Origin of the sequence: Pseudomonas sp. MIS38 (genome assembly GCF_019891575.1) — a bacterium.
GTDB classification, from domain to species: Bacteria; Pseudomonadota; Gammaproteobacteria; order Pseudomonadales; family Pseudomonadaceae; genus Aquipseudomonas; species Aquipseudomonas putida_A.
The window spans coordinates 187,957-208,217 of sequence record NZ_JAFLXF010000006.1; the positions used below are offsets into that span (position 1 = coordinate 187,957).

The following is a 20,261-nucleotide window of genomic DNA, read 5'->3' on the forward strand; positions in this document are numbered from 1 at the left end:
CTCAGGCTTTGTCAGTCAGGTTTTTGCCGATCATCCGCACCAGAATGATCGCGGCGATGTTGGCGATGACCACGGCAATCAAGCCGCCCGCCGAGGCCATGCCGACGTCGAACTGCACCAGCGCCTGGTTGTAGATCAGGTAGGCGAGGTTGGTCGAGGCGTAGCCGGGGCCGCCGTTGGTGGTGGTGAAAATCTCGGCGAACACCGACAGCAGGAAGATCGTTTCGATCATCACCACCACCGCAATCGGCCGCGCCAGGTGCGGCAGGGTCAGGTGCCAGAAGATCGCCACCGGACCGGCACCATCGAGGCGCGCTGCTTCTTTCTGTTCCTGGTCGAGGGACTGCATGGCGGTCATCAGGATCAGGATCGCGAAGGGCAGCCATTGCCACGAAACAATGATGATGATCGACAGCAGCGGGTAGTGCGCCAGCCAGTCCACCGGCTCGGCGCCGAACAGCCGCCAGACGTAGGCGAGAATCCCCGACACCGGATGGAAAATCAGGTTCTTCCAGATCAGCGCACCGACCGTGGGCATGATGAAGAACGGCGAGATCAGCATCACCCGCACGATGCCACGACCGAGAAATTCGCTGGCCTCAAGCAACGCGCTGATCAACACCCCGAACACCACGCTGATCAGCAGCACGCTGCCCACCAGCAACAGGGTGTTGGTGGCGCCGGGCAGGAACCCGGAGTCGGTGAGGAAATAGCTGAAGTTCTCCAGCCCGACGAATTCGTTCACCCCCGGATCGAGCAGGTTGTAGCGAATCATCGAGAAGTAAATGGTCATGCCCAACGGCACGATCATCCACAGCAGCAACAGGGCCACCGAAGGGCTGACCAGAAACCAGCCGGGATTGCGTACGCGGACTTTGCGCTGGGGTTGCGACAAGTCGAGGTGGGCTTTGGCAGTTGAAGTATTCATGGTGATCACAACCGAGTCATACAGACCTATGGAGATCCCGTGTGGGAGCGGGCTTGCTCGCGAAGGCGTCGTGTCAGTCAATACACATGACACTGACCCACCGCTTTCGCGAGCAAGCCCGCTCCCACAGGAGGCAGGAGCAAGTCGTTCAGTGGTTACTTGGGATAACCGGCGCGCTTCATCTCGCGTTCGGTGGTCTGCTGCGCGGCGGTCAGGGCCTGATCCACCGTGGTCTGGCCGATCAGCGCCGCCGAGAACAGCTTGCCGACCTGGGTGCCCACGCCCTGGAACTCAGGAATGGTCACCAGCTGAATGCCGATGTAAGGCACCGGTTTCAGCGTCGGTTTGCTCGGGTCTGCGGCCTTGAGCGATTCCAGCGTGACTTTGGCGAACGGCGCGGCGCTCATGTAAGCATCGCTGTAGGTCGAGGCGCGGGTGCCCGGCGGCACGTTGGCGATGCCGTCGGTCTTGGCCACCAGTTCGCCGTATTCCTTGGAGGTGGCCCAGGCGCTGAACGCTTTGGCGGCGTCCTTGGCCTTGGAACTGGTCGGAATCGCCAGTGCCCATGAATACAGCCACGCCGAACCTTTGTCAGTGACCTGATGCGGGGCGAAGGTGAAACCGACGTGATCGGCGACCTTGCTCTGGGTCTTGTCGGTGACGAACGAGCCGGCGACGCTGGCGTCAACCCAGATCGCGCACTTGCCGCTGTTGAACAGCGCCAGGTTCTCGTTGAACCCGTTACTGGAGGCGCCCGGCGGGCCGGATTTCTTCATGGTGTCGACGTAGAAATTCAGCGCGTTTTTCCATTCCGGGCCGGTGAATTCCGGCTGCCATTTCTCATCGAACCAGCGCGCGCCGTAAGCATTGGCGACAGTGGTGATCAACGCCATGTTCTCGCCCCAGCCGGCCTTGCCGCGCAGGCAGATGCCGTACTGCTCTTTATCCTTGTTGGTGAGTTTTTCGGCGAAGCCGGCGATCTGTTCCCAAGTCGGGCGCTCGGGCATGCTCAGGCCGGCGTCCTTGAACAGGTCGGTGCGGTAATAGGTGATCGAGCTTTCGGCGTAGAACGGCAGGGCATACAGCGAACCCTTGACCGACAACCCTTCGCGCACCGACGGGAACACGTCGTCGAGGGCGTAAGAAGCCGGCAGATCCTTCATCGGTTCGAGCCAGCCCTTGGCGCCCCAGAGTGCCGCTTCGTACATGCCGATGGTCAACACATCGAACTGGCCACCCTGAGTGGCAATGTCGGTAGTCAGGCGCTGACGCAGGACGTTTTCTTCCAGCACCACCCAGTTGAGCTTGATCTCCGGATGCTCGGACTCGAAAGTTTTCGAGAGCTTTTGCATGCGGATCATGTCGCTGTTGTTGACGGTGGCGATGGTCAGGGTCTGGGCGCCAAGGCTGACGCTGCTGAGGGTCATGCAGGTGAGGGCTAGCAGAGCTTTTGCAGTGGGTTGCATCGTGCACTCCTTTTCTGCACCCGGCGGGCGGCAGAAGGACAGTTATTGTTTTTGTGTCTTCCGAATGCAGGAAGAATGTGCGCTGATTACAGCCCTCAATCGACGGACTGACAAATCATCCGTCGCACTCGAATCAATACTTTTTTGCACTGGGGTTTGTTGCGGTAGACGCAGGGAAGGGCTTTTCAGTGGGGAGGGGCTATCGAATCAGTACAGGTTTCATCGCGTCGGATGCTTTTTGTGGGAGCGGGCTTGCTCGCGAAAGCGCTGTGTCAATTTGCAGATCAGTTGACTGATACCCCGCTTTCGCGAGCAGGCTCACTCCTACAAGTGGCGGTAATATCAGCCGAGGTTTTGTTCAGTCAGGCGCTGTACAGCGAGGCGTCGATAGTGCGACGGCGTCATGCCCTTGAGTTGCTGGAAGCGCCGATTGAAGTTGGAAATGTTGTTGAACCCCGACTCGAAACACACCTCGGTCACCGGTTTGTCGCCGTCGGCCAGCAGTTCGCAGGATTTACTGATGCGCAGGCGATTGACGAACTCGATGAAGTTGCGCCCGGTGGCCTGTTTGAACACGCGGCTGAAATAGGTCGGCTTCATCCCCAGATGATCGGCGACTTCTTCCAGGGTCAATTCGCGGGCGTAATGGTCGAAGATGAAATCGACTGCGCGGTTGGTGCGGTCGATGTTGTGCTCGTCGGCCAGTTGCGTGTTAGTGGCGCCGGACAGCAATTGATAATCGTCAGTCGCTGCCAGCAGCTCCATCAGAATGAAAAAGTGCCCTAGACGGGTTACGCCGCGTGTGTCGGCAATTCGCTGCATCAACGTCATGGCCTGACGGATCGTATCCTTGTCGCGAAATTCGATGCCATATTGCGCACGCTCCAGTAGCGGCGCCAAAGTCTTGAGTTCGGCGAACACCTGGTGCCCGCTGTCGAACAACTCATCGGTGAAGTTCACCAGCATGTCGCGCTTTTCCACCACCTCTTCGTCGGCCACCTGGCTGATCCAGTTGTGCGGCAGATTGGGCCCGGTGAGGAACAGTGTTTGCGGATAAAAGTTGCCGATGTAGTCGCCGATGAAGACCTTGCCGGAACTGGCGACGATCAGGTGTAGTTCGTATTCCTTGTGAAAATGCCAGCGCACTAACGGGCACGGAAAACCATGCTGACGGTAGATGATGGACAACCCGTTATGGTCGTCCATCAGTTCGTAGGAGGGATCAGTGATTCTGGTTGCCCGAGTCATGTCCGATGCGTCTTGTTGTGGTGTTCAGGTGCCCATCATGCACGCGCGTCACGGACAGTTCCAGCGCCTCAGCCCCGGGCCTTGCGTAGACCTTTGGACTGGTTGACCTGCTGGCAATGGCTGATCAGTGGAGTGCCACCGATGAAGTCGGCATTGATAATGCTGCACTTCGGCGCCCATCCCGAGTCTGGGCCAAACCATTGATCGAGTTCGTCGGTGATCCGCTTGACGCCGGCCAGTTCGCCATAGCTGGTGGCCGACAATGACCAGAGGCTGCCGGGTACCGGCGGGTTGGCCAGGGTTCGGGTGATGTGTTGCTTGAGTTGCTCTGGCGAGGTGATGTCCGACCCGCTCCATTCATGGCGGATTTTCGGCCAGTACAGGGGCGAATTGAAATCCGGGTGCGAGTCGCTTGCCAACACCACGCGTTGTAGCGAACTGGCCCTTTTAAGTTGTTCAAGGGTCAGATGACCGTTGTTTCGGGGAATAAGCCGCGAAGCCAGCTCCGTGGTGATGACTTCATGGAAACCCTTGTAATCGAATGGCTGATCGTTGGTGCCCTTGAGTTCATGTAAGTCCAATACGATGAATTCGTTCGGATTTTCATTGAGGAAAAAGTTTAGACTTTTTACCAACTCGCTCAAGGAGCGTCCCTGGAGCAGTTTCACGCCATGAAAGGTATGAAACTTCCTGATGCCCAGCCAGTGTTCATCTGAATGCAGGCGCAAGTCGAAGGCGCGCACGCCTTCATTAAGTTGCTGAATGAACGGACCGTCCTGACAGACAAACCAGTTCTGGGCGGGTTGGAGATAAGCCGGGTACGGAAAATCAAAATCCAGCCCGGAGTTATGCGCGCCGGGCCAGACCACTTCACCAAGGGTCAGTCGGTCCATATCCGGTGTAGCCGCCATCCAGTTTTTGAAAGGGTAATTACTCATGGTGCATTCCGTTGCAGATAAAGTTTAATTTCCGACCAGTCAACTTGTTTGGTCAGTTCGGAAGTTATTCTTTGGTGCAAACGGAAAAAGTACAAGCCAGCACTCTTTGCAAAGTATTGGTAATGTGATTTTGCACTTTAATGATCAACTTTTCTGGTTCTTTGCTTCGATCCACTGCGCCATGTATTGGGTGCTTTTATGCAAGTGGTGACGCAACATACTGCCAGTAAAGTTGGCGCGACGTAATGCTGACAAGTTGTCGCGGCAATGTCGCAGGCGAGCGATCAGCGCCGGGCCGTGATCAGTCTGCCGATAGCGCGCATTCAACAACGCGACGCCGGCCTGCTGTGCATCAGCCCAGCGCAATCTGTCTTCGTGCAGCGCCACAGCGGCGTCGGCCAGGGCCTGGGCCGACTGAGCCACCGCACCGGGCCAGGGCAATGCGCCGCCCATGCCTTCGGCGCCGATGGGCGTCGTGACATTGGGCGTGCCGCAGAGCATCGCATCGACGATCTTGCCCTTGATCCCAGCGCCGAAACGCAAAGGCGCCAGGCAAACCCGGGCTTGCGACATCACTTGCAGCGCATCTTCTGCCCAGTTCATCACATGAAACCCCTGCGCCGCGTTGTGCAGGGCTGTGGCCTTGGGCGGCGTATAGGCACCGTAGATATGCAGTTGGGCGCCGGGCAATTGCTGGCGGATCAGCGGCCAGATGGCGGTCTTCATCCACAGCACGGCGTCCCAGTTAGGCGCGTGACGGAAGTTGCCAATACTCAGAAAGTGCGCGCGCTCCTCAAAGGGCACGAACGAATCGCGCGGTGGTTCGAGCATCAGCGGGCACCAGTGCAGCAGGTCGCCAGGGACTTGAAACTGTTCGACCAGCAACTGAATTTCAACTTCGGAAATCATCAGATTCAGATCGCAGCGATACAACGCGGCGATTTCCCGTTTGGCCAGGTCCGTATCGGCCATCAACTCGAACTCTTTGCGCAGCGCCGGGGCGAACAGTGCGCTGAAGTCCTGATTGTCCGGGTCGTCTTTCAAGCGCTCCTTGAGCCGTTGGTGGCGGGCGTGGCGCAGGCTCTGCAGGTCGGATGTCTCCAGTACGCGCAAGGCATTCGGGCATTGCTTTTCGACGCGCCAGCCGAACTGCTCTTCCATCATGAACTGGTCGAACAGGACGATATCTGGAGCCAGTTCACTGATGAAACTATCGAAGCTGCTGTTGTTCAGTTCGATCGGCACTTCGCGGATGCCCAGCGCGGTCAGGTCAGCCTTATGCTCGCCCGGGCCGGCCGGGCTGCTGAAGGTGATGTCCCAGCCTTGCTGCAAAAACGTCTCGAGGATCTGCATCACATGCCCGCTGGCTGCCGAAGAGCGCGGTTCGGGCCAGACGTAACCGATGACCAGAACTTTGGTGGCGGGTGATGCAGTCATTGACGGGGGTTCCTTGCAGGCAGGCGGCTAAAAATGGCGCGCAATTAGAGCACATCTGCAGCCGCTGCCGGATCAAGGCCAATCACTTGGTCAGAATGCCCTTGACCTTGTCACGCAGTTGATCGATCGAGAATGGTTTGCCGATCACGTGCATGCCGGCGGGAACGTCGATGTTTTCGGCGTAACCACTGGCGAACAGGACGGGCAGGGTGGAGCGCAGTTCACGTGCCTTGCCGGCCAGTTCACTGCCTGTCATGCCCGGCAGGCCGTAGTCAGTCATCATCAAGTCGATAAGCTTGCTCTGATCCCGGAGAGTGTTCAGCGCAGATTCGCCGTCTGCCGCCTCCAACACCTTGAAATCCAGCTCCTCCAGCACATCGACGATGAGCATGCGTACGATGTCGTCGTCTTCTACTACAAGGATGGTGGACTCTGGGGTGGACATAGGGATAGCTCTCAAGAAATGAAATCGGAACGGCGACCGGTCGAAAATGCCGGGCTCTTGCATGAGTAAGTGGCGCATGGCCACAAGTTCCCGAGCGGGTACAAAAAGATTAGCTGCAAATCGGGGCGGCAAGGATACCCGTTGCCTGATCGGGAAGTGCAGCAAATGTAGGAAATTGCCACCATGGCAGTGAGAAAAATAGATCCATAGTACCGTTTTGGGGCAAACTCCCGGGTTTCGACAGTTCGACAAGGCTGCCTCATGTCCACTCGGTCTACAGTTGACGAAACACGGTTCCGTAAACTCCTGACGCGCAACATCAGTCTGCCTTTGGGCGTCGGCGCGATCAGTGCAGTGTTTTTCATTTCGCTGATCACCTATTTGCTCTCGGTGATCCAGTGGGTGGAACACACCGACCGGGTGATCAATAACGCCAACGAAGCGGTGAAACTCACCGTTGATCTGGAAACCGGCATGCGCGGCTTCCTGCTCAGTGGCGACGAGCACTTCCTCGACCCGTACGAGACCGCCAAGCCGCGGATCAACGTGGCGCTCAATACCTTGCTCGAACTCACTGCCGACAATCCGATCCAGACCGACCGGTTGCGGCGTCTGCAGGCCTTGCAGACTGAGTGGAGCAACTACGCGCAATCGATGATCGATCTGCAGCGCTCCAGCGGTGACTACCGGGGCGCGGTCAAGGCCGGGCGCGGCAAGCGCCTGACCGATGAGATCCGCAAGCAGTTCGAAGACGTGATCGACATGGAGCAGCAGTTGCGCACCACGCGCAACGAAGAGGTGCGCCGTACCACGATCTGGAGCATCACTCTTTATCTGCTGTTTATAGCCGGGATCAGCGGTTTGCTCGCGTATGTCGGTCGCCGCGATCTGGTCAGCCTGTCGGACAGCTACAGCGCCAACCTTGCGGCGCAGCAAGCCAGCGCCGAGCGTCTGGAGCGCCAGGCGTGGATGCGCAGCGGCCAGACCGAACTGGCGGAACAGGTGCTGGGGCAACTGACGCTTAACCTGCTGGGGCGCAACATCCTGCAGTTCTGCGCACAATATCTGGGCACTGCGGTGGCGGCGCTGTACGTACGCGAAGAACACGGCGGCCTCAAGCGCGTGGCGTCCTATGGGTTCTCCCGCGAACAGGAAGAAAAGGATCAGCAGATTTACAGCGGCGAAGGCATCGTCGGCCAGGTTGCCCAGCAGGGGCAACTGATTCGCCTGGATTCGGTTCCGGCCGACTATTTCAAAGTCAGCTCCGGCCTGGGCGCAGGTCTGCCGCACAGTGTGCTGGTGGTGCCGACCAGTGATGATGACCGGGTCAACGGGGTGATCGAACTGGGCTTCCTGCGCCCGCTCACCGACCGCGATATCGATTTGCTGGAACTGATTGCCGGCAACATCGGCACCTCGATCGAAGCGGCGCGTTATCGCCAGCGTCTGCAGGAAGTGCTGGCCGAAACCCAGCAGCTCAACGAAGAGTTGCAGGTGCAGCAGGAAGAGCTGAAAACCGCCAACGAGGAGTTGGAAGAACAGTCGCGGATTCTCAAGGAATCCCAGGCGCATCTGGAAACCCAGCAAGTCGAGCTGGAGCAGACCAACGAGCAGCTGGCCGAACAGGCACAGACTCTGGCCGAGCAGCGCGACGCCATGGACCAGAAGAACACCGAACTCAATCAGGCTCAGGTGCAGCTCGAAGAACGCGCCGAAGAACTGCAGCGTTCGAGCAAGTACAAGTCCGAATTCCTCGCCAACATGTCCCACGAACTGCGCACGCCGCTGAACAGTTCGCTGATCCTCGCCAAGTTGCTGGCCGAGAACCCGCAGGACAATCTGACGGCTGAACAGGTCAAGTTCGCCGAGTCGATCTATTCGGCGGGCAACGATCTGCTGAACCTGATCAACGACATTCTCGACATTTCCAAGGTCGAGGCCGGCAAGCTGGAAGTGATCCCGGAAAACACCAGTGTCGCGCGGCTGGCCGACGGCCTGCGCAGCGTGTTCGAACCGCTGGCGGCGGACAAGCAACTGACGTTCAGCGTCGAGTTGCAGCCGGATGCGCCGATCATGCTGTACACCGATCGCCAGCGTCTGGAGCAGGTGATCAAGAACCTGCTGTCCAACGCCGTGAAGTTCACCGAACACGGCGCGGTCAGCCTGACCATCGCCGGCCAGCCGAACGAACGCATTGCGTTCATCGTGCGCGATTCGGGGATCGGTATCGCCGCAGATCAGCAGGAAAGCATCTTCGAAGCGTTCCGCCAGGCCGATGGCACCACCAACCGCAAATACGGTGGCACCGGTCTGGGCTTGTCGATCTCGCGTGATCTGGCGGCCTTGCTCGGTGGCTCGATCAGCGTCAGCAGCGCGCCGGGGCAGGGCAGTGTGTTTACCCTGGTGCTGCCGCAGCAATACAGCGAGCCGGGTGACAGCCCTGCGATCCCGCTGACCTTCACGCCGCCGGTATCGGCCCCGGCCCCGGTGGTGCAGCCGCCATCGATCGCGGTGTCGCCGCTGGCGCCGGTGCACATCCCGCGCTTTGCCGACGACCGTGGCAAGGCGCCGTTCGCCACGCGCTGCATTCTGGTGGTGGAAGACGAGCCGAATTTCGCCCACATCCTTTACGACCTGGCCCACGAACTGGGCTACCAGTGCCTGGTGGCCCACGGTGCCGACGAAGGCTATGACCTGGCCCGCGAGTTCGTGCCGGACGCGATCCTGCTCGACATGCGTCTGCCGGATCACTCCGGTCTGACCGTGCTGCAACGCCTGAAAGAACACGCCGAAACCCGGCACATCCCGGTGCACGTGATCTCGGTCGAAGACCGCGTTGAAGCGGCGATGCACATGGGGGCGATCGGTTACGCAGTCAAACCGACCACCCGCGAAGAGCTCAAGGACGTGTTCGCCCGTCTCGAAGCCAAGCTGACTCAGAAGGTCAAGCGCGTGTTGCTGGTCGAAGATGACGATCTGCAACGCGAAAGCATTGCCCGCCTGATCGGTGATGAAGACATCGAGATCACCGCGGTCGGTCTGGCGCAAGACGCGCTGGAGAAACTGCGTACGACGATTTACGACTGCATGGTGATCGACCTTAAATTGCCGGACATGCTCGGCAACGATCTGCTCAAGCGCATGTCGACCGAGGACATCTGCTCGTTCCCGCCGGTGATCGTCTACACCGGACGCAACCTGACCCGCGATGAAGAGGCCGAGCTGCGCAAGTATTCGCGCTCGATCATCATCAAGGGCGCGCGCTCGCCGGAACGCCTGCTGGATGAGGTGACACTCTTTCTGCACAAAGTCGAATCGCAGTTGTCCCATGAACGGCAGAAGATGCTCAAGACCGCCCGCAGCCGCGACAAGGTCTTCGAAGGCCGCAAGGTGCTGCTGGTGGACGACGATGTGCGCAACATCTTCGCCCTGACCAGTGCGCTGGAGCACAAGGGCGCAGTCGTGGTGATCGGCCGTAACGGTCGCGAAGCGATTGATAAGTTGAATGAAATCGAGGACATCGACCTGGTGCTGATGGACGTGATGATGCCGGAGATGGATGGTTTTGAAGCCACCATTGAAATCCGCAAGGATCCGCGCTGGCGCAAACTGCCGATCATCGCAGTGACGGCCAAGGCCATGAAAGACGATCAGGAGCGCTGCCTGCAGGCGGGCGCCAACGATTATCTGGCCAAGCCGATCGATCTGGATCGCCTGTTCTCGTTGATTCGCGTGTGGTTACCGAAGATGGAACGCATTTAGTGGATAGCAGTCACTCCGCGGAGCGCAACAGCGAAATCGAATTACGCCTGTTGATTGAGGCCATCTACCTCAAGTACAGCTACGATTTTCGTGATTACTCGGGCGCTTCGATCAAGCGCCGGGTGCAGCACGCCTTGAGTCAGTTCGAATGCGCAACGATCTCGGCGTTGCAGGAGAAAGTCCTGCACGATCCCACGGCGTTCATGCAGTTGCTGCAGTTGCTGACGATCCCGGTCAGCGAGATGTTCCGCGACCCGTCGCACTTCCTGGCAATCCGCAAGGAAGTGGTGCCGCTGCTGCGCACCTATCCGTCGCTGAAGATCTGGATCGCCGGGTGCAGCACTGGCGAGGAGGTTTACTCGATGGCGATTCTGCTGCGCGAAGAAGGCCTGCTCGACCGTACGATCATCTACGCCACCGACATCAACCCGCGCTCGCTGGACAAGGCCAAACAGGGCATTTTCTCGATGGAGAATGTCCGGGCCTACACTGCCAATTACCAGCAAGCCGGCGGTCAGCGTTCCTTTGCCGATTACTACACCGCAGCCTATGGCTACGCGATCTTCGACAAGAGCCTGTGCGAGAACGTGACCTTCGCCGATCACAGCCTGGCGACGGACAGCGTGTTCTCCGAAACGCAGTTGATTTCCTGCCGCAACGTACTGATTTACTTCAACAAGAAACTTCAGGACCGTGCCTTCGGTCTGTTTCACGAATCGCTGTGCCACCGTGGCTTTCTGGTGCTGGGCAGCAAGGAAACGCTGGATTTTTCCGGTTACTCGAATCAGTTCGAACCGTTGGTCAAACAAGAACGGATCTACCGCAAATTATGAACGATGCCGTGGATTTGCCTCGTGTCGAGGCCATCGTGGTCGGTGCTTCAGCCGGTGGGGTTGAGGCCCTGCTGACTCTGCTCGCGCCGTTGCGCCAGGGTTACGTGTTGCCGATCATTGTGGTGCTGCACCTGCCGGAGGAGCGGCGCAGTCAGTTGGCCGAAGTGTTCTCCCGGCGCCTGATGCTGCCGGTGGCAGAGGCGACCGACAAGCAAGACATCATGCCCGGCACGGTTTATTTCGCCACGCCCGGGTATCACCTGTCGGTGGAGCAGGATCGCAGTTTGTCGCTGAGTCTTGAGGACCGCGTACACCATTCCCGACCTGCCATCGACTACTTGTTTGAGTCCGCCGCTGATGTTTACGGCGAAACCCTGGCTGCCGTGTTGCTGACCGGCGCCAATCACGATGGCGCTCGCGGCCTGGCGCAAGTCAAGCAGCGTGGCGGACTGACCATTGTTCAAGACCCGCAGGACGCGCAGGTCGCCACCATGCCTCTGGCTGCGCTGAAAATTCAGCAGCCTGACCATGTCCTACCCATTCACGGCATCGGCCGTCTGCTTGTCGAGCTGGAACGAATCGCATGCTGAGTAATATCCAGGCCAAATTGCTGATCGTCGACGATCTGCCGGAGAACCTGCTGGCCCTCGAAGCGCTGATCAAGCGCGAGGACCGCACGGTGTACAAGGCGCTGTCGGCGGACGAAGCACTTTCGCTGCTGCTGCAACATGAGTTCGCCATGGCCATCCTCGACGTGCAGATGCCGGGGATGAACGGCTTCGAGCTCGCCGAGTTGATGCGCGGCACCGAGAAAACCAAGAACATTCCGATCATTTTCGTCAGCGCCGCCGGCCGTGAACTGAACTACGCGTTCAAGGGCTACGAGAGCGGGGCGGTGGACTTCCTGCACAAGCCGCTGGATATCCACGCGGTGAAGAGCAAGGTCAACGTATTCGTCGACCTGTACCGCCAGAGCAAGGCCATGAAACAACAGGTCGAAGCCCTGGAGCAGGCGCGTCGCGAGCAGGAAGCGCTGCTGCAACAACTGCAAAGCACGCAACTGGAGCTGGAGCAGGCGGTGCGTATGCGCGATGACTTCATGTCAATCGTCGCTCACGAAGTGCGCACGCCGCTCAATGGCCTGATACTCGAAACCCAGTTGCGCAAGATGCACCTGGCGCGGGACAACGCCGCGGCGTTCACTCTCGACAAGATGCACGCGATGGTCGATCGCGACGAGCGCCAGATCAAAAGCCTGATCCGGCTGATCGAAGACATGCTCGATGTTTCGCGTATCCGCACGGGCAAGCTGTCGATCCGGCCGAATCGTTTCGACCTGACGCAACTGGTGAGCAACCTGCTGCAGAATTTCGCCCAGCAGATAGAGGCGGCGGAGACCGAAGTGTCGTTCACCGCGCCGCAGCCGGTGGAAGGTTACTGGGACGAATTTCGCATCGAGCAGGTGGTCTCCAACCTGCTGACCAATGCCTTGCGCTACGGTGGCCGCAGCCCGATTCAGGTGCGCGTGTACCGTGAAGGCGACGAGGCGCGGGTCGAGGTTCAGGACCGGGGCATCGGCATCAGCGAAGAGAACCAGAAGCGCATTTTCCAACAGTTCGAACGGGTTTCCGCCAAGACGGTAGTGGCTGGTCTCGGGCTGGGTCTGTTCATTTCCGAGCAGATCGTCGCCGCCCATGGCGGTTCCATCGTCGTCGAGAGTCAAATCAACGAAGGCGCCCTGTTTCGCGTTTGTCTGCCAATCCAGGAAAACGGCATATCCGACGCAACCTCTGAGTGACCGCACGGTCGTATCAGCAGCTATTGACCGAACAAAGGCTTCCCATGAGCGTAGATGCACAAGATGTAGTACTCGTCGTCGAGGACGAACCGGTTATCTTGATGGTGCTGACAGATTACCTGTCGGGGCAGGGGTACCGCGTGTTGCAGGCCGAAAACGGCGAGCAGGCGTTCGAGATCCTCGCGAGCAAGCCGCATCTGGACATGCTGATCACTGACTTCCGCCTGCCGGGCGGGATCTCCGGCGTGCAGATCGCGGAGCCGGCAGTAAAACTGCGCCCGGATCTGAAGGTGATCTTCATCAGCGGTTACCCGCAGGAAATCCGCGAGACCGGCAGCCCGATCACGCGCAAGGCGCCGATCCTGGAAAAACCGTTCGATCTGGATGTATTGCAGGAAAAGATTCAGGAATTGCTGGCCTGATCCGTAGCGGCTGATGCTCCCCATGTAGGAGCTGCCGCAGGCTGCGATCTTTTGATCTTAAAAAACAAGATCAAAAGATCGCAGCCTGCGGCAGCTCCTACAGTCGTTTTGGGGGATCAGTTCTGGATCATCTCGCGGACTTTGGCGGTCAGCAGATCGAAAGTGAACGGTTTGGTGATCATCTGCATGCCCGGGTCGAGGAAACCACCGCGCACTGCCGCGTGCTCGGCATACCCAGTAATGAATAACACCTTCAGCCCCGGCCGATACTGCCGGCCGATTTCCGCCAGTTGCCGGCCGTTCATGCCTGGCAGGCCGACGTCACTGATCAGCAGGTCGATGCGCTGTGTCGAGTTGAGGATCGGCACGGCGCCGTCGGCATCGCCGGCTTCGACAAACGCATAACCCAACTCACTGAGCACCGCGCTGACCAGTACGCGTACGGCAGGGTCGTCCTCGACGATCAACACGGTTTCGCCATCCATTGCTTCCGGGGCCTGCTGAGCATCGGACACCGGATGCTCCAGCTCTTCGCCGCGAAAGCGCGGCAGGTACAGTTTGACCGTGGTGCCCTGATCGATTTCGCTGTCGATCGAGACGTGACCACGAGACTGCTTGCTGAAGCCGTAAATCATCGACAGACCCAGCCCGGTGCCCTGGCCGATCGGCTTGGTGGTGAAGAACGGATCGAACGCGCGGCTGACCACGCTCTGGGCCATGCCACTGCCGTTATCGGTGACGCTGAGCATCACGTAGTCGCCGGGTTCGAGATTCGGGTAGGCCTCGGTGAATTCCGGCTTAAGCACCTGATTGCTGGTTTCGACCACCAGTTTGCCGCCCTCGGGCATTGCATCGCGGGCGTTGAGTACCAGGTTGAGCAGGGCGCTTTCCAGTTGATTGGGATCCGCTTCGGCGATCCACAACTGGTCGTTGAGGCGCATGTCCAGCTGGATACTTTCGTTGAGGCTGCGCTGCAGCAGCTCGCCCATCGACAGCACCAGTGTGTTCATCTGCACGGCTTTGGAGTCCAGCGATTGCCGGCGGGAAAACGCCAGCAAACGGTGGGTCAGGCCGGCCGCGCGGTTGGCTGAAGTGACACCGAGATCGATCAGGCTGTCGAGGTCATCAAGGCGTCCGCGAGCCAGACGCCGGCGCAGCAGTTCAAGGCTGCCGATAATCCCGGTGAGCATGTTGTTGAAGTCGTGAGCGATGCCGCCGGTCAACTGACCGACCGCTTCCATTTTCTGTGACTGGCGCAGGGCTTCTTCGTTGTGGCGCAGTTGCGCGGTGCGTTCCTCGACCTGTTGCTCAAGGGTTTCCAGGGTCGATTGCAGTCGGCGTTCGCTTTCACTCAAATCGATCAGGCGGTCGCGGGCTTCGTACTGTCGTCGTCGCCCGCGCAGGGCGGTGGAGACCAGACTGACCAGGGTCGCCGGATGAAACGGGCGCTCAAGGAACGTGACGTTGCCCAGCAGTTTGCTCAGGCGCGAGGAGGGGCCCGGTTCCGGGCCGCCATGGTGGGTCAGCAAGACGATCGGCAGATCCGACCAAGCCGGTTGCTGTTCCAGAAAGTGCAGGAGCGTTTCCAGCTCGGGGCCGCGCAGGGCTTCGGTGGCAATTAACAAAAGTCCGGCGCCAGGCTCCAGTTCTGCGCACAGCGCGCCCAGATCCGGGGTGATGACGCCGCCGTAACCCGCCTCATTGAGGATCATCAGCGCCACTTGGCTGTCCCGACCCATGGGCGCCAGAATCAGCGCCCGTTCCGGCAGTGATACGGAGGCTGTCACAAGGTTTCTTCCCGCAACAGCGGATTGCTCGCGCCGAGGTAAGTCGGCACGCCACGCAACACACCCTGGAACGCTTCCAGTGGTTCGCCGATGGTCATGCCCTGGCCCGAAATGCGGTATTCACGGATGGTCGATTCGTGGCTGCCGGTACGTTTCTTGATGATGGAAATGGCTCGGCGAACTTTGCCGATGGCTTCGAAGTAGCGCAGCAGGATCACCGTGTCGGCCAGGTAAGTGATGTCGACCGGCGCCTGCATGTCGCCGACCAGGCCATGCTGGGCAACGGTCATGAAGGTTGCCGCGCCTTTGCGGTTGAGGTACAGCAGCAACTCATGCATGTGCAGCACCAGGGCATTCTCTTCCGGCATCGCGGCCTGATAGCCGTTGATGCTGTCGATCACCACGGTCTTGATGTTGCCTTCGTCTACGCAACGACGCACCCGGTGCGAGAACTCGCCGGGGGACAGCTCGGCGGCGTCCACTTGATCGATCAGCAGGTTGCCGGTGGCTTGCAAGGCCTTGAGGTCGATGCCGATGTTTTTCATGCGCTCGAACAGCAGACCCAGCTCTTCATCAAAGATGAACAGCGCAGCTTTTTCGCCTCGGGCCACTGCGGCAGCGGCGAAGATCATCGAAATCAGCGATTTGCCGGTACCGGCCGGGCCAAGAATCAGCGTGCTGGAGCCGGTTTCGACCCCGCCGCCGAGCAAGGCATCCATTTCCTGAATCCCGCTGCTCAATTGCAGGCGCGGGTAGTCGCTGCGGTGTTCGGCGGCGACCAGTCGTGGGAACACATGGACGCCGTCGCCCATGATGGTGAAGTCGTGGTAACCGCCACGGTATTTCTGGCCGCGATATTTGACGATGCGCACGCGGCGGCGCTCGGCGCCGTAATTGGGCGTCAGTTCTTCGAGGCGGATCACCCCGTGGGCGACGCTGTGCACGGTCTTGTCGAGGGACTCGGTGGTCAGGTCGTCAAGCAGCAGTACGGTGGCGTCGTAACGCACGAAGTAATGTTTGATCGCCAGAATCTGTCGGCGGTAGCGCAGCGAACTCTGCGCCAGCAGGCGGATCTCCGACAGGCTGTCGAGAACCACGCGGGTCGGCTTGAAGCGCTCGACCACTTCGAAAATCTGCTTGGTGGCTTCGCCCAGCTCAAGGTCGGACGAGTACAGCAGGCTTTGCTGATGCTCGGCGTTGAGCAGGCTTTCGGGCGGCGTCAGCTCGAAGATTTCAATGTTCTCGTTCAGCTCCCAGCCGTGGGAGGCCGCGCCTTGACGCAATTCACGCTCGGTTTCCGACAGCGTGATGTAGAGACAGCGTTCGCCGGCACGGGCGCCCGCCATCAGGAAATGCAACGCGACGGTGGTTTTGCCTGTACCGGGTTCACCTTCGAGCAAAAACACATGCCCTCGGGACAGACCACCGGCGAGGATGTCATCCAGGCCAATGATGCCGGTGGCGGCTTTTGCACTGATCAACTCGTTGGACGTAGACAAAGAATGCCCTCTCATGACTAGGGGAATCGAGGCAGCAGGCTGTATCAGCCGTTGTGCTCTACCTGATTACTTGACCGCTGCCAGTCATGACGGTTCCGATGTTTCGATATCAAAATGTCATTGAATCAGCGGGTAAGGGCTCAGAGTCCCTGCTGTAACGCCGGGTCATCAGGGTTCATCTGCTCCAGTTGCGCGAGCAGAATCTGGACGTTCTGCAACTGGCCGCTTTCCTTCCAGTAATTGATCAGCAGCACTCGCGCCTTGCGGTCGGCTGGGTGACGCTGGACGACTTCCTGCAACTGCTTTTGCGCCGCTTCCAGCTCTTCGGCAGCGTGCAGGGTGGTGGCGAGGTCGTAGCGGTAATCCTTGTTGTCCGGCTCCAGCTCCACCGCTTTGGACAAGCCGAGCAGGGCGAATTCACGCTGGCCGTGGTGCAACAGCCACAGTCCGAGCGCGTGTTGCAGGTAGGCGGAATCCGGTTGCGCCTGCAACTGTTTGGCGAGCAACTGGCGGGCGGCGTCGCTCTGACCCTGGCGGTCGAGGACATCGATCTGCATCACCAGTGCCGGCAGGTTGCCCGGTTCCAGCCGCAGGGTGTTGTCCAGCGCTTGTTGGGCCTGTTTGAGTTCGGCGTTGTGCAGATACAGGCGTGCCAGTTGCGCATAGGTGGCGGCGCTTTCCGGCTGTCCCTTGAGCGCTTGTTCCCAGCCATCGATCGCCTGCTGCAGCGGGGCGAAATACAGCCCCAGTTCATCCGGCGTCAGGCCCAGCAGGGCATTGATCGCAGCGAACCGTACGTTTTGGTCCTCATCGTCGAGCATCGGCCCGAGCAGCAGACTGCGTTGCCCGCCGGGCACCAGTCCGACCACACTTTGAATCGCTGCCAGCCGTACTTCGGGGGCTTCGTTCTGCAGATGGGCGTCGGCCAGTTTCAGCGCTTGCGGGCTCGGATAGTTGGGCAGCTCGGCCAGCAGCCAGACACTGCGTTTGACCGACAGGTCCGGGCGACCCAATTGCTGATACAACTGCCGCGCGGCTCCCGGCTGACCGGAACGGGCGGCCGTCAGGGCTTCGCTGTAGCCGCGCTTGATCGCTTCCGGCACCACCGGGGCGGTGGAGCGCAGGGATAACCAGGCAATGACGACGAGCAGCACAAGGCCAAGGCTGATAAGCAGGTAGCGGCGGGACTGAGGCATGCAGATTTCCGTGAACTGGCGTTCTATAGCAGAACGGCAAGCTTCGACCAGCGAGGGCCGTGAGTCAAACCCCGTGCATGCGAATCGCCCTACAACATCTGTCGATTCAGTTACCCATCAGGCATTCGATGCAGAGTCTACGCTTGCAGGAGTCGCTTCGATGAGAGCCCCCATGCAAGCCCTGCGCAATTATTTCCAGGTCGTGATCCATCCCGGTCAGGCTGTCCTGCTGTTTGCCCTGCGCACCATTGCCGCCGGGCTGTTGACGCTGTATCTGGCGTTTTTGTTCGATCTCGACCAACCCAAGTGGTCGATCATGGCCGTCGTGATTGTCAGCCAGCCGTTGGCCGGCATGGCGCTGGCGCGTAGTTTCGGTCAAGTGATTGGCACCACGCTGGGTGCTGCGGTGGCGGTGTTGATCATGGCGATATTCCCGCAGGCGCCGCTTCCGTTCATCACAACGCTGGCACTGTGGCTGGCGCTCTGCACCGCGGGCGGCACGTTGCTGCGCTATACCAGTTCTCAGGCGTTTGTGCTCAGTGGTTATACCGCCGTGGTGGTGGCATTGCTGGCCATTCCCGACCAGGATGGCACCTTTCTGCTGGCTGTCACCCGCGTTACCGAAACCTTGCTGGCCGTAGCGTGCGTCTGCGTGGTCAGCCTGCTCACTGCGCGTCCGGAAGCAGTTGCCAAAGGTTACTTCGCCAAGGTCGATCAGGTGATCAAACTGGCTGCCAGTCACTCCGCTGCGGTGATTCGCACAGAAGAAAGTGAAGCCGACTTTCAGCGCCGTCAGATGCAGTTGCTCGGTGAAATCAGCGCGCTCGAAGGGTTGCGCCGCCATCTGTATTTCGATGCCCCACGGTTGCGCGGTGCCGACAATCTGGTGCTGCTGTTGGGTAATCAACTGATGTTGCTGACCTCGCGTTTGACTGCATTACGTCATCAGCGCGAATTGCTCACCGAACGTTGGGAGGGCGATCTTCCTCTGGACGTACAGCGCTTGCGTGCAGAAGAGCTCGCACTTCTCGACCAGTTGGCGCAGTTGGGCCGAGCGCTGCCCGCCGAGCGGCGGCACCAATTCATCACGCTGCAGCAGCAGTTTGAAGCCTTGGCGTATGAGGCCGAACAACTGACCGAAGACATGAGCGCTATCCTGCGTTCGCTGGCGTGGGCGTTACGCTGGGAGCAGGCGCGGCTGTTGCAGCAACTGGAGCAGATTCTGGAGTTGAGTGATGCCATTCAGGAAGGGCGCGAAGCCAGTTGTCTGTATCGCGGTCAGGCCAGCCCGCTGCATCTTGATTTCACACTGGCTTCAATGAACGCCATCCGCGCCTTTACCGCATTACTGGTAGCCGGGTTGATCTGGATCGAAACCGCCTGGGATGGCGCGCGGGGCGGGATGATTCTGGTGGGGATTCTCTGTTCGCTGATGGCGACATTCCCGCGGCCACTGATGGCCGCGCAGAGTTACGCGCGTGGGTTGGGACTGGCACTGGTGGTCTCGGCGTTCTATCAATTCATGCTGGTGCCGACCATCAGTGATTTCGAGCCATTGGCGTTGATGCTGGCACCGCTGCTGTACGTGATCGCTGTCGGTTTGGCGAGCCCGACGACCGCGGGCATTGGTATGGGCCTGGGGTTGTCGAGTTTCCTCCTGCTCGGCCCACAGAATGTCGGCACCGGGCAGAACACTGCGATTCAATGGTTCGAATTCGCCGGCGCCTATGTCAGCGCGGCGATGCTCGCTTTGATGGTCTACGCATGGATTTTCCCGTTCCGTCCGGCATTGCGCATTCGCCGCTTTTATAACGAGGCGCGTGAGCAGGTTTATGAACTGACCAAAAAACCGGCCACCGATGAACAGCAATTCGCTTTCGAAAGCCGTATGGTCGACCGACTGACCAGCATGCTTGGCTTGCTGCCGGCCGTGAGCGAGCGCGCCATGCAGCAGCTCTATGAAATCAGTCTGGCGTGCGTCGCATTGGGCGTAGCAATGCATCAACTCCGGCAGCAGGCACAGAACAATGCACTGCTGAGGGACGCGTTCAGCCAGCAATTGGCTTCGGCGCTGCGCAAGACCGGCCGTTTTGTGGCCGGGCGCCAGGACGTGCAATTGCAAGCGTTGTTGACCTCGCTCCAGCTATTGGGTGATGAGCTGGACGAGTTGCACGTCGCCAGCCACGAACATTTGTGGTCGGTGTTTCGCATGCGCGTGGCGCTGTTGATCGTCGTGTCTTTCCTGAAACGCCACGGCGAATACCTGCAACGTAACGTCTCGGAAGGAGAACCGGCCCTTGCCCATTGATTTCGAAATGGGTGGCGTTTATCTGCCACCCATTGCCCAGGCCCTATTGCTGGCGATACCGATATTTATGCTCCTGGACTGGTGTTTGCGACGTCTGGGTGTGTTGCGACTGGTCTGGCACGAGGCGCTGTTTGAGGGCGCCTTGTATGCATGCGTTTGTGCCTCGCTGATTTTGCTGATGGGAGCCTGATGCC

16 protein-coding genes are annotated in these 20,261 nt (G+C 59.5%); 7 read left to right on the top strand and 9 right to left on the bottom strand.

The annotated features are described in order from the left end of the window. Position 1: 1 nt before the first annotated feature. The 6 genes from J1G18_RS09905 to J1G18_RS09930 form a co-directional block, all read right to left on the bottom strand. Positions 2–928, bottom strand: a complete 927-nt coding sequence (locus tag J1G18_RS09905; RefSeq protein ID WP_096796586.1) for a carbohydrate ABC transporter permease — start codon at positions 926–928, stop codon at positions 2–4. A 155-nt stretch (positions 929–1,083) separates the two neighbouring features. Then, entirely contained in the window at positions 1,084–2,394 is a 1,311-nt protein-coding gene (locus tag J1G18_RS09910) for an ABC transporter substrate-binding protein (protein WP_103367022.1), read from the bottom strand. 342 nt (positions 2,395–2,736) lie between these two features. Beyond that, positions 2,737–3,642, bottom strand: a complete 906-nt coding sequence (locus J1G18_RS09915; protein WP_135295871.1) for an AraC family transcriptional regulator — start codon at positions 3,640–3,642, stop codon at positions 2,737–2,739. 68 nt (positions 3,643–3,710) lie between these two features. Further along, positions 3,711–4,580 (bottom strand): phosphatidylinositol-specific phospholipase C domain-containing protein, encoded by an 870-nt coding sequence (locus J1G18_RS09920; protein WP_139053914.1) that lies wholly within the window; start codon positions 4,578–4,580, stop codon positions 3,711–3,713. Between the two features lie 144 nt (positions 4,581–4,724). Next, complete coding sequence (locus tag J1G18_RS09925) at positions 4,725–6,017, bottom strand: glycosyltransferase (protein WP_223007579.1); 1,293 nt, start codon at positions 6,015–6,017, stop codon at positions 4,725–4,727. Positions 6,018–6,099: 82 nt separating this feature from the next. Continuing rightward, on the bottom strand, positions 6,100–6,462 hold the full coding sequence (locus J1G18_RS09930) for a response regulator (protein WP_223007594.1): 363 nt from the start codon (positions 6,460–6,462) through the stop codon (positions 6,100–6,102). 261 nt (positions 6,463–6,723) lie between these two features. Here J1G18_RS09930 and J1G18_RS09935 point away from each other — a divergent pair, with 261 nt between their 5' ends. From J1G18_RS09935 to J1G18_RS09955, 5 genes are read left to right on the top strand one after another with little or no spacing between them, the layout of a single operon-like run. Continuing rightward, the gene (locus J1G18_RS09935) at positions 6,724–10,224 is read left to right on the top strand and encodes a response regulator (RefSeq protein ID WP_223007580.1); all 3,501 of its coding nucleotides are present in this window, start codon (positions 6,724–6,726) and stop codon (positions 10,222–10,224) included. Beyond that, a complete protein-coding gene (locus J1G18_RS09940) occupies positions 10,224–11,057 on the top strand; it encodes a CheR family methyltransferase (RefSeq protein ID WP_027612745.1) in 834 nt (277 codons plus the stop codon). The genes J1G18_RS09935 and J1G18_RS09940 overlap by 1 nt, the downstream gene beginning before the upstream one ends. Continuing rightward, positions 11,054–11,647: a chemotaxis protein CheB gene (locus tag J1G18_RS09945; protein ID WP_097087405.1), complete on the top strand. Its 594-nt coding sequence runs from the start codon at positions 11,054–11,056 to the stop codon at positions 11,645–11,647. The genes J1G18_RS09940 and J1G18_RS09945 overlap by 4 nt, the downstream gene beginning before the upstream one ends. Further along, positions 11,641–12,855 carry a hybrid sensor histidine kinase/response regulator gene (locus J1G18_RS09950; RefSeq protein WP_027612747.1) on the top strand — a complete coding sequence of 405 codons (1,215 nt, stop codon included), beginning with the start codon at positions 11,641–11,643 and terminating at the stop codon, positions 12,853–12,855. Before J1G18_RS09945 ends, J1G18_RS09950 begins: the two co-directional genes overlap by 7 nt. A 44-nt stretch (positions 12,856–12,899) precedes the next feature. Further along, a complete protein-coding gene (locus J1G18_RS09955) occupies positions 12,900–13,277 on the top strand; it encodes a response regulator (protein ID WP_003225116.1) in 378 nt (125 codons plus the stop codon). 116 nt (positions 13,278–13,393) lie between these two features. Here J1G18_RS09955 and J1G18_RS09960 read toward each other — a convergent pair whose 3' ends face one another. The 3 genes from J1G18_RS09960 to J1G18_RS09970 form a co-directional block, all read right to left on the bottom strand. Beyond that, positions 13,394–15,064: an ATP-binding protein gene (locus J1G18_RS09960; protein ID WP_210557214.1), complete on the bottom strand. Its 1,671-nt coding sequence runs from the start codon at positions 15,062–15,064 to the stop codon at positions 13,394–13,396. Then, positions 15,061–16,563 carry an ATPase domain-containing protein gene (locus J1G18_RS09965; protein ID WP_098964109.1) on the bottom strand — a complete coding sequence of 501 codons (1,503 nt, stop codon included), beginning with the start codon at positions 16,561–16,563 and terminating at the stop codon, positions 15,061–15,063. Before J1G18_RS09965 ends, J1G18_RS09960 begins: the two co-directional genes overlap by 4 nt. Positions 16,564–16,703: 140 nt before the next feature. Beyond that, the gene (locus tag J1G18_RS09970; protein WP_027612750.1) at positions 16,704–17,759 is read right to left on the bottom strand and encodes a tetratricopeptide repeat protein; all 1,056 of its coding nucleotides are present in this window, start codon (positions 17,757–17,759) and stop codon (positions 16,704–16,706) included. A 172-nt stretch (positions 17,760–17,931) separates the two neighbouring features. On the opposite strand from J1G18_RS09970, the gene J1G18_RS09975 reads away from it, so the two are divergent. After that, positions 17,932–20,067, top strand: coding sequence for an FUSC family protein (locus tag J1G18_RS09975; protein ID WP_223007595.1), 2,136 nt, complete (start codon positions 17,932–17,934; stop codon positions 20,065–20,067). Further along, on the top strand, positions 20,057–20,257 hold the full coding sequence (locus J1G18_RS09980; RefSeq protein WP_027612752.1) for a DUF1656 domain-containing protein: 201 nt from the start codon (positions 20,057–20,059) through the stop codon (positions 20,255–20,257). The genes J1G18_RS09975 and J1G18_RS09980 overlap by 11 nt, the downstream gene beginning before the upstream one ends. Positions 20,258–20,261 lie beyond the last annotated feature (4 nt).

Bases quoted from the DNA above. Each gene is read 5' to 3' on its own strand.
- J1G18_RS09920 (WP_139053914.1), bottom strand. From the start codon at position 4,580: ATGAGTAATTACCCTTTCAAAAACTGGATGGCGGCTACACCGGATATG.
- J1G18_RS09905 (WP_096796586.1), bottom strand. From the start codon at position 928: ATGAATACTTCAACTGCCAAAGCCCACCTCGACTTGTCGCAACCCCAG.
- J1G18_RS09925 (WP_223007579.1), bottom strand. From the start codon at position 6,017: ATGACTGCATCACCCGCCACCAAAGTTCTGGTCATCGGTTACGTCTGG.
- J1G18_RS09915 (WP_135295871.1), bottom strand. From the start codon at position 3,642: ATGACTCGGGCAACCAGAATCACTGATCCCTCCTACGAACTGATGGAC.
- J1G18_RS09910 (WP_103367022.1), bottom strand. From the start codon at position 2,394: ATGCAACCCACTGCAAAAGCTCTGCTAGCCCTCACCTGCATGACCCTC.
- J1G18_RS09970 (WP_027612750.1), bottom strand. From the start codon at position 17,759: ATGCCTCAGTCCCGCCGCTACCTGCTTATCAGCCTTGGCCTTGTGCTG.
- J1G18_RS09950 (WP_027612747.1), top strand. From the start codon at position 11,641: ATGCTGAGTAATATCCAGGCCAAATTGCTGATCGTCGACGATCTGCCG.
- J1G18_RS09935 (WP_223007580.1), top strand. From the start codon at position 6,724: ATGTCCACTCGGTCTACAGTTGACGAAACACGGTTCCGTAAACTCCTG.
- J1G18_RS09945 (WP_097087405.1), top strand. From the start codon at position 11,054: ATGAACGATGCCGTGGATTTGCCTCGTGTCGAGGCCATCGTGGTCGGT.
- J1G18_RS09955 (WP_003225116.1), top strand. From the start codon at position 12,900: ATGAGCGTAGATGCACAAGATGTAGTACTCGTCGTCGAGGACGAACCG.
- J1G18_RS09930 (WP_223007594.1), bottom strand. From the start codon at position 6,462: ATGTCCACCCCAGAGTCCACCATCCTTGTAGTAGAAGACGACGACATC.
- J1G18_RS09975 (WP_223007595.1), top strand. From the start codon at position 17,932: ATGCAAGCCCTGCGCAATTATTTCCAGGTCGTGATCCATCCCGGTCAG.